Raw genomic sequence first — 14,771 nt, forward strand, 5'->3', positions numbered from 1 at the left:
ATTTCCTCACGAACGTAACTCAGCCCAGCGCGGATGCCGCCCCCTTGAACACGAGTCCGGCCCCGAGGACGACGACGGCGAAGGCCGAGCCGAGGGGGGCGGTCCGGCGCACCAGGGCCGCCAGCGGGCCCGCCGTCCAGCCGGGGCGCCGGTCCAGCAGCCGGGTCATGCCGCTGCCGGCCTTGACGACGGCGTAGCCGGCGGCCGTGAGGGTGAGGGCGAGGCCCACGCCGTAGGCCACGACGAGCAGCAGGCCGAACCAGGCCTGCCCGAGCGCCGCGGCACCGACCAGCACCACCACGGCCGAGGGGCTGGGCACGAGCCCGCCCGCGAAACCCATGAGGATCGTGCCGCGCAGGGTCGGGGCGACGGGGTGGCTGTGCGTGAACCCGCCGTGGGTGTGCTCGATCGCGTGGGGGTGGCGATGGGGGTGGGGATGGGCGCGGTCGTGGTCGTGCGGGTGGATGTGGTCGTGGTCGTGGCTGTGGTGGTGGTCATGGACGTGGTCGTGGTCGTGACGGTGATCGTCGTGCTCGTGCTCGTGCTCGTGACCATGTGCGTGTCCGTGGCCCGGGGCGTGGGAGTGCGGGTGGGGGCGTGGGCGGTTGCGCAGGGCGCGGCGGAGCAGGCTCGCGCCCGCCAGGGTCACCAGGATCCCGCTCGCGACGCCGAGCCAGGCGATCACCGAGGGGGCCGCCGCGGAACCGGCCGTGACGAGGAGCCCCAGGGCGACCACGCCGAGGGTGTGGGTGACCGTCACCGAGGCGGCCATGGGCAGGACGTCCTTCATCCGGGCCCGGCCGCCCCGGGCCGCAGCCGTCGCGGCCATGATGGTCTTGCCGTGGCCCGGGGCGAGCGCGTGCAGCGCGCCGAGGACCACGGCGATGCCGAGGGCCAGCGCGGCGAAGCCCGCGGTGAGGTCGTGCCGGGCGACCAGCTCGTCCAGCGCACGCGTCCAGCGGTCGGCGCCGCGCGGCAGCACCGAGGCGGCGGGGGCGTCGGTCTCCTCGTCGGCCAGAGCGGGTCCGCCCGGGCGGACCCGCAGCGCGGCGGCGGCCGTGTCGGCCGGGGACGACAGCAACTCCTGCGGATACCGGGTCAGTTCGCCCGACACCGACGTCTTCGGCACGTCGGAAGCGGTGAGTGTCATCCGGTCGCCGCGGGCCGTGATCTCCCGCCAGCCCGGCCCGGAGGAGGCCCCCGCGCCGCGGAAACCGAGCGCGACGGACTCCCGGTCCGCGGGGAGGGGAGCGGTCAGCGCGCACTCCACCCGGAGGGTGTCCAGCCCCGCCTGCCCGGGCCGCACGCGCGCGTGGCTGCGCCCGGCGGTCAGGGTGACCGCGCGGCCGTCGACGGTGACGCGGCTGTCCCCGGCGGCCGTGGCGCACCGCTGCCGGGCCCACATCTGCATGCCGAGGCGCTCGATGTCGGGCTTCGCCTGGGTCGCCGGGATCTCGGCGAGGTCCTCGACGTGCCGGACCCGCAGTTCGCCGGGCGCGGCGACCAGGCCGTCGTAGCGGTTGACGGTGAAGTTGCCCAGCGGGTGGGCGCTCGCCGTGGCGGCGGGCAGCAGGGTGAGCGCGCAGGCGGCCGTGAGGACGGCGGCGCCGGACGCGAACAGCCGGCGCACGGTCACCGGTTCCCCTCCAGGTCGTCGAGTGCGGTCCGGGCCTCGCGCGCGCCGAGGGGCGAGAAGCCGGGGTTCAGATCGAGCGCGGCCTGCAGCTGCGCGCGGGCCGCGCGCTCGTTGCCGGTGGCGCGCTCGATGATCCCGCGGTGGTACAGGAACGCCGCGTTGCGGTAGCCGGTGGCGGTGGCCCGCCGGGCGTACGGCAGGGCCTCCTCGTCGCGGCCGTTGACGTGCAGCGCCCAGGCGAGGGCGTCGGCGGTGTGCACGCTGCGGCGGCGGTCCCACTCGGCGCGGGCGGCGCGCAGGGCCGTCTCGCGGTCGCCGTGGTCGGCGGCGGCCAGGGCCGCGTCGAGGTCGGCGTTGACACCGCCCGCCCGGGCGAGGGACGTCCAGGCGTCCACCAGGGCGTACTGGTCACCGGCCCGGGCGCGGTCGCCGTCGGCGCCGCGGTCCTCGTACAGCTCGCCGAGCGCGACGAGCGGGCCGGGCAGCGGGGAGCGCGCGACGACCTGTTCGAGGCCCCGCACCGCGGCTGCCCGGTCGCCCCGTCCGGCCTGGGCGCGGGCGCGGCCCTCCAGGGCGGGGAGGTACTCGTCGTCGGCGGCGAGGGCGCGGGCGTAGTGGCCGAGGGCGGACTCGTAGTCGCCCTGGCTCCAGGCGAGTTGACCGAGGGCCGTGGCCACGTAGGCGACATCGGCGGGAGCGCTCGCGGCGTCCAGGGCGCGCTGGAGCACCTCGCGCGCCGTGCGGACGTCGCCGCGCAGTTCGTGCACGTACGCGTACCGGGTGAAGACCGGCACCCCGGGGCGCCGTTCGTCGGCGGTCCCGGCGGCCTCGGCGGCGTCGTCGTAACGGCCGAGTTCGACGAGCGCGTCGATACGGGTGCACAGGGCGCGTTCGTTGTAGGGGTTCTGCTTCAGGGCCCGGTCGGCGTGGGCCAGGGCGCCGGGGAAGTCGTGCCGGGCGGCGGCCAGGGCGGCCCGGCCGGCCAGGGCCTGGTCGTTGCCGGGCCGCAGGGCGAGGGAGCGCCGGAGCGCGCGTTCGGCCTGCGGGTAACGCGAGGGGTCGCCCTTGGTGCGGGCCTGCTCGACGTAGGCGACGCCGAGGGTGGCCCAGCTGCCGAAGTCCCGGGGCTGGGCACGCAGGTGCCGCTGCAGGGACGCGATGCCCGCGTCGAGATCGCCCCGGGCGAGGTCGCCGGGCGACAGAGCCCCGGCGGCGGACACGGCGGCGGCTCCGCCGCCCTCGCCCCCCGAGCCCCCGAACGCCACGGCCCCGCCGGTCAGCGCGACGGCCAGCAGCGCGGCACACCCGGCCACATGAGCGGCCCGCCAGCGCCGCCCCCGGTCGGCGGCCCGCCGCAGCACGGCGACGCGCCGGCCGGGATCCACGCCCTCGGAGGTTTCGCCGCCGTCGCCCCCGTCGCCGCCGTCGCCCCCGTCGCCGCCGTCGCCGCCGTCGCGGCCGTCGCCCTCCCTGCCGTCCCAGCTGTCGGAGGTGTCAGAGGGGTCAGAGGGGTCGGAGGGGTCAGAGAGGTCAGAGCCGTCGGTGCTGCCGGAGGTATGGGCGCAGGGCTCCGTCGTGCTCCCCGCCTCCGCACCCCGCGTCCCGTCAGCGGCGCCCCCGGCCGGTTCAGCTCGCCCTGTTCCCGCCGAGCCGTGCCCGCCGGTCGCGGTGTCCGGGTCCGGCGACGGCGGCCGGTCGTCGGGCCTGCCGGGTGTGCTGTCGGTCGTACGCGCAGGCATGACCTCTCCTCGGTCGGATGTGCGGTGGGGACACGGGTGGTGGCGGCGCGGCCCGTGCCGTGGGGAAGCGGGGATACGGGGAACGGGCCGCGCCAGTCGTCGGCGGAGCGGGTCAGTACGCCCGGTTCCGCATGCGGCGCCACCACATCAGGGCCGCGCCGATCAGGACGATGCCGCCTGCCCCCGCGCCGGCCGACGCGGCGATCAGGCGCATGTCGTCCCCGCCCTGCGCACCGGCCGGCTGGAGCGCGTCGCCCAGCTGGCTGCGCACGTCGTTGCCGCCGTCCACGCCCTTGGCGAGCGGGCCGCGCGAACCCTCCGTGGGCAGCGCCACGTACGGGAAGGACTTCTCGAACTCCTTGTCGTTCTTGTCGACCGCGTCGCCCAGGTCGTTCTTCGCGCCCAGCAGCTCACCCTCGACGACCTGGAGCGAGGCGTCGATCACGTCGTCGGTGAGGCGGCGGCCGTTCGGGAAGCCCGCGGTGTCACCGTCCAGGACGCCCAGCCGCTTGGGCTCGGCGGCCGGCTTGACGGACGTGTTCAGCCGCAGCTGCTCCGACGGCGTCACGTGCGGCGGCTGGTTGAGGTCCTTGACACCCTTGAGGAAGACGTCGACCAGGTCGTTGCGCGGCTCGTCCGGGGCCGGGATCTTGTAGATCGCCTCGATGAGCTTCGGCAGCTCCGGGTTGGTGACGTTCTTCAGGAACTGGGCGTCGTCCCGGGGGGAGGACGCGTTGAACTTGTCCTTGTCCTTCAGCGGGTTGACGACCTCGTTGACCAGTGGGTTGCCCAGGCGCGAGACCTGCGAGAAGTAGCCCCGCGCGTTCTTGCGCTGGGTCGTGGACCAGATGCCGACGACCGGCTGGTCGTGCGACTCGGTGAGGAAGCTGCTCGGAACCTGCAGGGCTATGGAGTTGACGTTGTAGCCCTTGAGCGTGTCGTTGCCGACCTCGGAGAGGTTCCCGCCGTACAGCAGGTCGAAGACGCGCAGGTCGAGGAAGAACGGGTCGTCGGCCTGACCGGCGAACGTGCGGGCGCCCCCGGCGAGTTCGTGCACCGCCTGCTTGCGCAGCGCGGCGTAGTCCGGCATCGACGCCTTGCCGACGTTCGACGGTGCCACGGGCACGTCGTCGGCGACCTTGGTCTTCGACACCGCCTTCAGATGGCGCAGCTTGATCAGTTCCAGGTCGTACGTCTGCGTGATGTTCAGGTCCGGGTCGTCCAGGCTCTCGACGGGACCGGTGTTGTAGAGGAACGTCTTGTCGTTCTTCGTGTGCGTCCGGAACGTGTACCGGAACAGCAGGTCCTCCTGCGCGTCCCCGTCCTTGTCGATGCGCAGGTCGTACTGCGCGTCCTCGGCGAACGTGAAGAAGTTGGGCCCGCCGGCCGGTTCCTCGAAGGGGATCCAGTTGGCGATGATGGTCGTCGTGTCCGGCTTGTCCGGGCTGACGAACGCGTACACGTCCGTGTTGTCGTACTGCGGGGTCCCCGAGATCAGCGGGGCCTCCCGGTGACTGGAGGCGGAGGCCGCCTCAGGTTCCAGCGCGGTCACGCCGGCGGCCGCGAGCCCGCCGGCGGCCAGCGCACCACAGATCGCGGTCGCGATGCTCCTGCGTCCCGCACCGGTCCTGGAGATAGGTGTCATGCCGTCCGTCCTCCGTGCCAACTTGCCTGACACACACCGTTCGGAGCGGCCGGCGAAGCGGATTGGTCGAATCTCAAACGTTCTTACGGCGCGTCTGAAAAGTTGTTTCATCGCCGGCGACCCGCGTTTTCGGCGCGCTGATCCGTAACCCCGTCCGGAGGTGTGTGCGTTGCGAATGCCTCGCGTGAGGGGACAGGCCCGGTGCGGCCTCGGAGAGGGGGACCGAGTGGAGGCGGACGAACTGCTGCTGCTCGTGGCGAGCGGGGACCAGAGGGCGTTCGAGGATCTGTACGGACTGGTGTCGGGACCGGTGTTCGGGCTCGTACGGCGTGTGGTGCGCGACCCGGCCCAGTCGGAGGAGGTGGCTCAGGAGGTGCTGCTCGAACTGTGGCGCTCGGCCGCGAGGTTCGACCCGGGGCGCGGCAGCGCCATGTCCTGGATCCTCACCCTCGCCCACCGCCGTGCCGTCGACCGGGTGCGCAGCGCCCGCGCGGCCGGGGAGCGCGAGCAGCGCGAGGCGCTGCGCTCCGGCCAGCCCGCCTTCGACCACGTCACCGAGGAGGTCGAGGCGGGCCTGGAGCGCGAGTGGGTGCGCCGTTGCCTGGACCGGCTCACGGTCCTGCAGCGCCAGTCCGTCACGCTCGCCTACTACGAGGGTTACACCTACCGGGAGGTGGCCGAGCAGCTCTCGCTGCCGCTCGGCACGGTCAAGACGCGGATGCGCGACGGGCTGACCCGGATGCGCGAGTGCCTGGGAGGCGTGGCATGAGCCTGTTCCGCCGCGAGGACCCGCACTCGCTCGCCGCGCCCTACGCGCTCGACGCCCTCGAACCGCCCGAGCGCGTCCGCTTCGAGCGGCATCTGAAGGACTGCGACCGCTGCGCCGCCGAGGTGCGCGCGCTGTCCGAGGACGCCGTGCGGCTGGCGTGGTCCACGGCCGTGCCCGCCCCGGCCGCGCTGCGCGACCGGGTGATGGCCGCCGTCCGGACGACGCCCCAGGAGCCCGCGCCCCAGGAGGCGCGGGAGCCGGCACGCGCGCGTGCGCGCCGGTTGCCGCCGCACGTGTGGGGCGTCCAGCCGCCGCCCCGGCAGCGGGCGGGGCGGCGGCTGCCGCTGTTCGTGCCGTTCGCCACGATCACCGCCGCCGCGGCCCTCGTCGTCGCCGCGCTGTTCGCCGTGCAGACGAACCGGACCCAGGACGAACTGGCCGCCGAGCGCGACCGGTCACGTGAGATCGCCCACGTTCTCGCAGCTCCGGACGCCCGTGCGAGCAGCGGACGGGACGGGCGCGGACGCACGATCGGAGTGATCGCTTCCGCCACGGAGGGGAGCGCGGTGGTCACGCTCGGCGGATACGGCGCCCCGCCGGGCGGCCGCGTGCACCAGCTGTGGCTCATGCGCCCGGGTGCGCAACCGCGCTCCCTGGGCCTCTTCCAGGGCGACACGCCGCTGGTCGCGACCGGTCTCGGCACCTCCGCGACGTCACTGGCCGTGACCGTCGAGCCCGCGGGCGGATCGCCGCGGCCCACTACGCAGCCGATCGTCCAACTCGCCCTGAAATCTGTCGGATTCGGAGAGTGACCGGGGATACATCGTCAACCCCCTTATGGGGAAGGTGAATCCTGTGACCGCGATACACGTGTGCCCGGACGGGGCGATAGGGTTAACCTGCCCGGGCCGGGTGGACTCGTACGGGTGGGGAGTGACATGGAACAGATAACAGTGCGCAGCAGGGCCAGGGTCCCTGCGATCACCTGCGGGAGCAGCGCGACCAGTTCGCGCCTCGACCGCCACCTCTCGGTGCTCGGCGGCCCCGCCGTCCCGCAGCGGGAGACGCTCGAGGCGACCTCGCTGATGCGTGAACTGACCGCGCGTCAGCCGCACGACCGCAGTGGCAGGGGCGCGCGCGTACGTCGCGTCTCGCTCTTCGCGCCGCTGCGCCGACTGCGCCGTTCCCTCTTCGGCAGCAGGTAGGGGCCCGCGCTCGGGCGGTCGCACCGCCCCCGGCGCACGCTGCGCACTCGTCGTCCGTCATCCCCGCGGCACGCAGCGACGCCAGGTGTGTTTCCCGAGCGCGGTACGCCTCCGTCGGTGTCCCTACCCACCCGGCAGCGACGGGGGCTCCGCGCGCCCGGTGCCCGAACCGCCCGCGCCACCGCTCGCCGCTCCCCGCGCGCGGACCGACGCACGGCCGGCGGCACGAACACGAACACCCACTCGGCGATCTTCCGCAGCCCGTCCGGCGGTCGGCCCGCTCCGACGGCTCCGCCCCGTCCCGCAGCCCGTCCGGCGGTCGGCCCCCTCCGACGGCCCCGCCGCAGCCCGGTGGGGGGCCTTCAGGGCTAGAGCAGCGCGAGCTGGCCCTCCGGGCCCTCCTCGGGGCCGGCCAGGACCGAGGCGGGACGGCGGGCCGTCGCCGGTACGGGGAGCACGCCCGCCGCGCGCAGTTCCGCCACCGTGATCGGGTCGGGCACCGGGGACTCCGCCGACGGCCCCAGGTCGGACAGCAGGGCCAGGACCGTGATCAGCTCCAGGAGTTCCGACGTCCACACCTGCGGCCAGGTCGCCGGGCGGATCGCCGCCAGCGTGCCCGGCTCGGGGACGGTGACCCGGGCCGCGAACCACTGCTCCAGGACGCGCACGCCACCCACCTCGTAGTCCCAGGCCTCCGGCGGCACCGGGGAGATGCGGCCCTCGTCCAGCAGCAGCGCCTCCTCGTCCCGGTCGTAGCGCAGGGCCACGGGCCGGGACGGCAGCGGGGCGCGCACGTACGGGCGGCGGCCGCCGGGGAGCTTCGGGCGCTCGCCGTCGCGGCGCATCAGCCACAGCAGCCGGTGACCGCGCTCCAGGCCCCGCTCCCACGCCCCGGCGTTCCCGGTGAGCGGGACGGTGCCGTCCGGGCGGGCCGCGGCCGTGATCCAGGCCAGGACGTCGAGCGGCGCGGGAACGCCGCCCAGGCGCCCGGCCAGGTGCTCCAGCAGACCCGGGGCCAGGTTCGGCTCCAGGCCGCCGGGCCGGCGGAACAGCGGACGGACGCGGCCGGGGCGGAGCAGGGGCAGCAGCGAGGTGGCCAGAAGGGCCTCCGGCGCCTCCACGAGGAAGACCTGCCGCTCGTCCGACACCCGCCACAGCTCCGGACGGGCCGCGTCGATCAGCCGCTGGTCGGGGATGAGCCACTGCTCGTCGAAGGGCGCGTACAGCACCCGTACCGGCTCCGGGCACGGCCCCGAGGCGCGGACCAGCCGCTCCGTGCCGCTGTCCGCCCGGCCGGGCAGCTGACCGACCGCGGTGTGCAGCGTGCGCGCGCGGCTCGGCTCGAACAGGGCCTCGCGGTCGGGTCCTTCGGCCTTCACCAGGGCGTCCCAGCGGGCCTTCAGGGACGCCGCGTCGGGTCCCGCCGGCCAGCCCCGGCCGAGCCGCGGCGGTGCGACGGACCACGGCATGAGGTCCGCCAGCAGCGGAGCGTCGTCGTGCGTCACGCCCCGCATCGTACGACGTGCCCCGTGCTCCCCCGGGGCGCGGGGAAGCCCGCTCGCGGGCCCGCCGTGCTCACGTGGCCTCCAGGGTCACCGTGAAGGAGAACCGGTCGCCGCGGTAGTGGATGACGGCCACGTCCAGGGGACGCCCCTCGACGTCGTACGTGACGCCCGTGTAGTGCAGGATCGGGCTCAGCAGGGGCACGTGCAGCAGCCGGGCCGTCTCCGGATCGGCCAGCCGCGCCTCGACCGTGTCCGTGATGCGGCTGATGTCCGCCCCCACCACGTCCCGCAGCACCTTGGTCATCGGCCAGCGCACCAGATCGTCCAGGTCGATCCGCGCGGCCAGTTCGGGACGCACGTAGTTGCGGGCGTGGTTGGTCGGCTCGCCGGTCTTCTCGTCGCTGCGCAGCCGGTGGTACGTGGCGACCTCCGCCAGTTCCGGGAAGAACTCGGCGAGTTCACCCGGCACGGGGGCCGTGCCGTGGTCCAGCAGCCGGGTCGTCATGCCGGACTGCTGGGCCACGATCGCGTCCACCGAGCCGAGCAGCCGCACCGGCGAGCCCCGGCGCGCGTCCGGCTCGATGAACGTGCCCCGCCGCCGGTGGCGCGAGATCAGCCCCTCGTCCTCCAGTTCCTTCAGTGCCTGCCGCATGGTCAGCACGCTCACCCCGTAATGCCCCGCCAGCTGCTCCTCCGTGGGCAGCCGCAGCGGGTCCCGGGGCGAGCGGCCGAGGATCGAGGCGCGCAGCGACTGCGACACCTGGTACCAGAGCGGCAGCTTGCGGTTCAGGACGATCGAGTCCGGGGCGAAGGAGGTCACGGGCCATCCGTACCGTCAGGAAATGATCAGTGCAAGGGGCGGAAGTGCCGCTGCAGGCCCTGCCACACGTCGTCGTAGCGTTCCTGCAGGTGCTCGGCCCGGGCCGCGTGCGGGGTGAGGGCCACCGGCCAGCGGGTCTCGAACATGAACGCCAGGCCGTCGTCGATCTTCTGCGGCTTCAGCTCGGCGGCGCTCGCCCGGTCGAAGGTCTCCCGGTCCGGGCCGTGCGCCGACATCATGTTGTGCAGCGAGCCGCCGCCCGGCACGAAGCCCTCGGCCTTGGCGTCGTAGGCGCCCTCGATCAGGCCCATGTACTCGCTCATCACGTTCCGGTGGAAGTACGGCGGACGGAAGGTGTCCTCGCCCACCAGCCAGCGCGGCGCGAACACCACGAAGTCGACCCCGGCCAGGCCCGGGGTGTCCGAGGGGGAGGTCAGCACCGTGAAGATCGACGGGTCCGGGTGGTCGTAGGTGATGGAGCCGATCACATTGAACCGGCGCAGGTCATAGACGTAGGGCACATGGTTGCCGTGCCAGGCCACGACGTCGAGCGGGGAGTGGTCGTAGGTGGCGGTCCACAGGTTGCCGCAGAACTTGTTCACCACCTCCACCGGGCCCTCGACGTCCTCGTAGGCGGCGACCGGGGCCCGGAAGTCCCGGGGGTTGGCCAGGCCGTTGGCGCCGATCGGGCCCAGGTCGGGCAGCCGGAAAGGCGCGCCGTAGTTCTCGCACACATAGCCGCGGGCGGACGCGTCGAGCAACTCCACACGGAAGCGGACCCCACGTGGAATCAGCGCCACATGTCCCGGCTCCACATGGAGCAGACCGAACTCCGTGCGCAGCAGCAGTCCGCCGCGCTCCGGGACGATCAGCAGCTCGCCGTCGGCGTCGCTGAACACCCGCTCCATGGAGGCGTTGGCCGAGTAGAGGTGGATGGCGATGCCGGTGCGCTGGGTGGCGTCGCCGTTGCCGCCGAGCGTCCACAGGCCCGCGAGGAAGTCCGTCTCGGGCGCCGGGTCGGGCAGGGGGTTCCAGCGCAGGCGGTTGGGGTCCGGCACGGTCTGGGTGAAGGGGGCCGTGCGGAGCGTGCCGTGGTGGGTCCGGGTGAACGCCGGATGCGCCGCCGACGGGCGGATCCGGTACAGCCACGAGCGGCGGTTGTGCGCCCGGGGCTCGGTGAAGGCCGTGCCGCTCAGCTGTTCCGCGTACAACCCGAGCGGGGCCCGCTGGGGCGAGTTGCGCCCCTCGGGCAGCGCGCCCGGGACGGCCTCGGAGCTGTGCTCGTTGCCGAAGCCGGAGAGGTAGGTCAGCCCTTCGGCGGTCTTCCGCGCGTCCGCGCCCATATCCACTGCTCCTTGCGGTCCGATTCCTATGCAACACCGTAGGATTGCGTTTTCCCGGACGCAAGGGGGACGCGGCCCTCCTCTCGACGGATGACCCGAACCCGACTTGAGGACGATCCGCCGTGCCGGACGTGTGTTCTAGGCTCCCCGGCATGTCGTGGACACGCGGACCCCTCGCCGTGCTCGCGGTCTGTGTCCTCTCCCTGGCCGGATCGGCGGGCTGCGGCTCCAGCTCCGGCGGCGCACCGGACGATGGTGCGTCGCCCTCGCCGGTGGGCAGGCTCCTGGACGACCGGGACACGGAGGGGCGGCCCTATCGCGAGGTGGAGCGCGACGGCGCCCCCGATGTCGGTGTCGAGGTGCAGCCCGACGCGGGCGGCGGCTGGGACGTGCGCCTGACCGTGCGCAACTTCCGCTTCTCGCCCGCCGGGTCGGCGGCACGGGCGGTGGCCGGGCGCGGCCTCGCGCACCTCTACGTCGACGGCCGCCTGGTCGCCCGGCTGCGCGCCCCCGAGTACCGGCTGCCGGCCCGGCTCGTCCCGCGCGGCACGCACCAGGTCACGGCCCGCCTCTACGCCGACGACGGCACGGTGTGGGCGGTGGACGGCGAACCGGTGGAGACCACGGCCGACGTCACGACCTCCCAGCCGGGCCCGGCCGGGACCTCGCCCCCGGCCGGCCGGCGATGGACACGCGCCCAGGTGACGGGGCACGAGACCGCCGCCCGGGAGCGGGCCCGCGCGCACGCGGCACAGCCTGACCGCCGGACCCGCGCGCTCGCGGCGGCCGCCCGGGGGCCGCACCCCGCCGACGCGGCGGGGGCCCGGCCGGGGGTGTGGGCCGAGGCGGGAGGCGCCCGCCCGGTGACGGGGACCGAGGCGACGGACGCCCGGCTGAGGTCGCGTGCCCAGGTGGCGAGGCGGTGAGGGCCGAGCCGGGGGCGCGTGCCGGGGTGGCGGGGGTCCGGGCGTGGGTGCGCGGCGGGGGCGTGGATGCCGGGCAGGCGGCGGCGTGGGGGCGAGGTTCACCCGAGCGGGGCGGAAGGGCATCATGAAGCCCGTGCCCCACGCGACATCGCTCCGTCGCGCGCCCGTGCAGCGGCGCAGCGCCGAACGTCTGGCCAGGATCCTCGACGCCTGCGCCGACCTCCTCGACGAGGTCGGCTACGACGCCCTGAGCACCCGCGCGGTCGCCGAACGCGCCGGTGTCCCCATCGGCTCCGTCTACCGCTTCTTCGGCAACAAGCGCCAGATGGCCGACGCACTGGCCCAGCGCAACCTGGAGCGGTACTCCGCACGCGTCACCGAGCGCCTGCGCGCGACCGGCGGCGGGGGCTGGCGCGCGGCCATGGACGCCGTGCTCGACGAGTACCTGGAGATGAAGCGCACCGCGCCCGGCTTCTCCCTCGTCGACTTCGGCAACCAGATACCGGTCGGCGCCCGCGACGCCGAACCGAACCACCGCGTCGCCGACCGCCTCACCGAACTGCTCTCCGGCTACCTGGACCGCGAGCCCGACGAGGACCTGCGCCGGGTGTTCCTGATCGCCGTGGAGACCGCCGACACCCTCGTCCACCTGGCCTTCCGGGTCGCGCCCGAAGGGGATCCGAAGATCATCGAGGAGGCCCGGCAACTGCTCCGCTCCTATCTGGCCCGGGCGCTCGACTGACCTCACGGCACCCGGGGACTCCCCGCCATGCATACCGGTCGGTATGCTCGGCCGCGTCAGCGCGTCACCGTAGCCGCCGCCCCGGGAGGACCCGTGTCCCGCACCGCCCTGCGAATCTGCCCCCTGTGCGAGGCCACCTGCGGCCTGACCCTCACCATCGAGGGAACGCGCGTCACCCACGCCCGGGGGGACCGCGACGACGTGTTCAGCCGCGGGTTCATCTGCCCCAAGGGCGCCTCCTTCGGAGCCGTCGACTCCGACCCGGACCGGCTGCGCACCCCCCTCGTACGCCGGGACGGCGAACTGCGCGAGGCCACCTGGGAGGAGGCCTTCGACGCGGTCGCCGCCGGTATCCGGCCGGTCGTCGAGCGGCACGGCCCGCACGCGGTCGGCGTCGTCCTCGGCAACCCCAACGTGCACACCATGGCCGGCGGCCTCTACCCGCCGGTGCTGCTCGCCGGGCTCGGCACCCGCAGCGTCTTCACCGCCTCCACCGTCGACCAGATGCCCAAGCACGTCTCCAGCGGCCTGCTCTACGGCGACGCCAACCTCATCCCCGTGCCCGACCTGGACCGCACCGACCACCTGCTCCTCATCGGCGCCAACCCGCTGGAGTCCAACGGCAGTCTGTGCACCGCCCCCGACTTCCCCGGCAAGCTCAAGGCCCTCAAGGCCCGCGGCGGCACCCTCGTCGTGATCGACCCGCGGCGCACCCGCACCGCCAAGCTCGCCGACCGGCACATCGCCGTACGGCCTGGCACCGACGCGCTGCTGCTCGCGGCGATGGCCCGGGTGCTCTTCGACGAGGGCCTGACCGAGCCCACCCCGCACGTCGAGGGCCTCGCGGAACTCTCCGACGCCCTGCGGGACTTCACCCCCGAGGCCGTCGCCGGGGCCTGCGACGTCGACGCCGGGCTCATCCGCACCCTCGCCCGCGACCTGGCCGCCGCCCCGACCGCCGCCGTCTACGGCCGCATCGGCAGCTGCACCGTCCCGCACGGCACCCTCGCCAGCTGGCTCGTCGACGTCCTGAACATCCTCACCGGCAACCTCGACCGCCCCGGCGGCGCGCTCTTCCCGCAGGCCGCCACCGACCGGACCCCGCGCCCGGCCGGACCGGGCCGCGGCTTCGCCCTCGGACGCTGGCACTCCCGGGTGAGCCGGCACCCGGAGGCGAAGGGCGAACTGCCCCTGTCCGCCCTGGCCGAGGAGATCGACACGGCCACCGAGGAGGGCGAGCCGGTCCGGGCCCTGATCGCCGTCGCCGCCAACCCCGTGCTGTCCGCCCCCGACGGCGACCGGCTCGACAAGGCGCTCGCCTCGCTCGACTTCATGGTCAGCGTCGACCCGTACCTCAACGAGACCTCGCGCCACGCCGACGTGATCCTGCCCCCGCCCCCGCCCGCCCAGAGCCCGCACCACGACTTCGCCTTCAACACCCTCGCCGTGCGCAACCAGGTCCGCTACACCCGCCCCGCCGTCCCGCTGGAGCCGGGCCGCATGGCCGAGACGGAGATCCTGGCCCGGCTGATCCTCGCCGCGACCGGGATGCACGGGGCCGATCCGGCCGCCGTGGACGCGATGGTCGTGGACCAGACCCTCGGCAAGGCGGTGCGGGAGCCCCACTCGCCCGTGCACGGCCGCGACCCGCGCGAACTCGCCGCCCGGCTCACCGGTGAGACCGGCCCCGAACGACGCCTGGACCTGATGCTGCGCCTCGGCCCCTACGGCGACGGCTTCGGCGCCACGCCGGACGGCCTCACCCTGGAGAAACTGCTCGCCCACCCGCACGGCATCGACCTCGGCCCGCTGCGCCCCCGCCTGCCGCAGCCGCTGAAGACCACCAGCGGGAAGGTGGAGCTGCTGCCCGCCCCGATCGCCGCCGACCTGCCCCGGCTGCGCGCGGCCCTCGCCGCACGCCCCGACGGATTCGTCCTGGTGGGCCGCCGGCACCTGCGCTCGAACAACAGCTGGATGCACAACGTGCCCGCCCTCACCGGCGGGTCGAACCGCTGCACCCTGCACATCCACCCCGAGGACGCCGAGCGGCTGGGCGTCGAGGACGGCGCGCCGGTGCGGGTGCGGGGCGCCGGGGGAGAGGTCACCGCGCCCGCCGAGGTCACGGACGCCGTCCGGCGGGGCGTGGTGAGCCTGCCGCACGGCTGGGGCCACGACCGCCCCGGAACCCGTCTGCGCCATGCCGCGACGGACCCGGGCGTCAACGTCAACCAGCTCCTCGACGGCCGGCTGCTCGACCCGCTGTCGGGCAACGCCGTGCTCAACGGAGTGCCCGTCGACCTCGCCCCCGCGGCGGCCCCGGGAGGTCCGGCGCTGCCCGAAAAGCGCACCGCCCTGGCCTGAGCAAAGCTGTGACCAGCAGTTTTGCGCTTATTGCTCGCACGTCAACGTCTTGTTAACGCTGCTTGAACGCACCTAACGTC

General features: G+C 74.4%; 12 protein-coding genes. 6 read left to right on the top strand and 6 right to left on the bottom strand.

Going from position 1 to position 14,771, the window contains the following annotated elements:
* Positions 1-19: 19 nt before the first annotated feature.
* The 3 genes from ACIGAN_RS18470 to ACIGAN_RS18480 form a co-directional block, all read right to left on the bottom strand.
* Positions 20-1,636 carry a HoxN/HupN/NixA family nickel/cobalt transporter gene (locus ACIGAN_RS18470; protein ID WP_399858728.1) on the bottom strand — a complete coding sequence of 539 codons (1,617 nt, stop codon included), beginning with the start codon at positions 1,634-1,636 and terminating at the stop codon, positions 20-22.
* On the bottom strand, positions 1,633-3,375 hold the full coding sequence (locus ACIGAN_RS18475) for a tetratricopeptide repeat protein (RefSeq protein WP_399858731.1): 1,743 nt from the start codon (positions 3,373-3,375) through the stop codon (positions 1,633-1,635). Before ACIGAN_RS18475 ends, ACIGAN_RS18470 begins: the two co-directional genes overlap by 4 nt.
* A gap of 112 nt (positions 3,376-3,487) precedes the next feature.
* Positions 3,488-5,020: a DUF4331 domain-containing protein gene (locus tag ACIGAN_RS18480; RefSeq protein ID WP_399858734.1), complete on the bottom strand. Its 1,533-nt coding sequence runs from the start codon at positions 5,018-5,020 to the stop codon at positions 3,488-3,490.
* Positions 5,021-5,246: 226 nt separating this feature from the next.
* On the opposite strand from ACIGAN_RS18480, the gene ACIGAN_RS18485 reads away from it, so the two are divergent.
* The 3 genes from ACIGAN_RS18485 (at position 5,247) to ACIGAN_RS18495 (ending at position 6,994) form a co-directional block, all read left to right on the top strand.
* Complete coding sequence (locus ACIGAN_RS18485; protein ID WP_365089607.1) at positions 5,247-5,789, top strand: sigma-70 family RNA polymerase sigma factor; 543 nt, start codon at positions 5,247-5,249, stop codon at positions 5,787-5,789.
* Complete coding sequence (locus ACIGAN_RS18490) at positions 5,786-6,601, top strand: anti-sigma factor (RefSeq protein WP_365737139.1); 816 nt, start codon at positions 5,786-5,788, stop codon at positions 6,599-6,601. Before ACIGAN_RS18485 ends, ACIGAN_RS18490 begins: the two co-directional genes overlap by 4 nt.
* A 126-nt stretch (positions 6,602-6,727) precedes the next feature.
* The gene (locus tag ACIGAN_RS18495; RefSeq protein WP_365089603.1) at positions 6,728-6,994 is read left to right on the top strand and encodes a hypothetical protein; all 267 of its coding nucleotides are present in this window, start codon (positions 6,728-6,730) and stop codon (positions 6,992-6,994) included.
* A 368-nt stretch (positions 6,995-7,362) separates the two neighbouring features.
* On the opposite strand, the gene ACIGAN_RS18500 is transcribed toward ACIGAN_RS18495, so the two are convergent.
* From ACIGAN_RS18500 to hmgA, 3 genes are all read right to left on the bottom strand, one after another.
* Positions 7,363-8,508: a type ISP restriction/modification enzyme gene (locus ACIGAN_RS18500; protein WP_365737137.1), complete on the bottom strand. Its 1,146-nt coding sequence runs from the start codon at positions 8,506-8,508 to the stop codon at positions 7,363-7,365.
* Positions 8,509-8,569: 61 nt separating this feature from the next.
* Positions 8,570-9,319, bottom strand: coding sequence for a GntR family transcriptional regulator (locus tag ACIGAN_RS18505; RefSeq protein WP_365089596.1), 750 nt, complete (start codon positions 9,317-9,319; stop codon positions 8,570-8,572).
* Between the two features lie 26 nt (positions 9,320-9,345).
* Positions 9,346-10,662, bottom strand: coding sequence for a homogentisate 1,2-dioxygenase (hmgA, locus tag ACIGAN_RS18510; protein ID WP_365089594.1), 1,317 nt, complete (start codon positions 10,660-10,662; stop codon positions 9,346-9,348).
* A 152-nt stretch (positions 10,663-10,814) separates the two neighbouring features.
* On the opposite strand from hmgA, the gene ACIGAN_RS18515 reads away from it, so the two are divergent.
* The 3 genes from ACIGAN_RS18515 (at position 10,815) to ACIGAN_RS18525 (ending at position 14,691) form a co-directional block, all read left to right on the top strand.
* A complete protein-coding gene (locus ACIGAN_RS18515) occupies positions 10,815-11,588 on the top strand; it encodes a hypothetical protein (RefSeq protein ID WP_399858739.1) in 774 nt (257 codons plus the stop codon).
* Between the two features lie 124 nt (positions 11,589-11,712).
* Positions 11,713-12,330: a TetR/AcrR family transcriptional regulator gene (locus ACIGAN_RS18520; protein WP_365089593.1), complete on the top strand. Its 618-nt coding sequence runs from the start codon at positions 11,713-11,715 to the stop codon at positions 12,328-12,330.
* Between the two features lie 93 nt (positions 12,331-12,423).
* Positions 12,424-14,691 (top strand): molybdopterin oxidoreductase family protein, encoded by a 2,268-nt coding sequence (locus ACIGAN_RS18525; RefSeq protein WP_399858742.1) that lies wholly within the window; start codon positions 12,424-12,426, stop codon positions 14,689-14,691.
* Positions 14,692-14,771: the final 80 nt, after the last annotated feature.

This window comes from Streptomyces sp. NPDC085931 (assembly GCF_044540565.1).
Classification (GTDB): Bacteria; Actinomycetota; Actinomycetes; order Streptomycetales; family Streptomycetaceae; genus Streptomyces.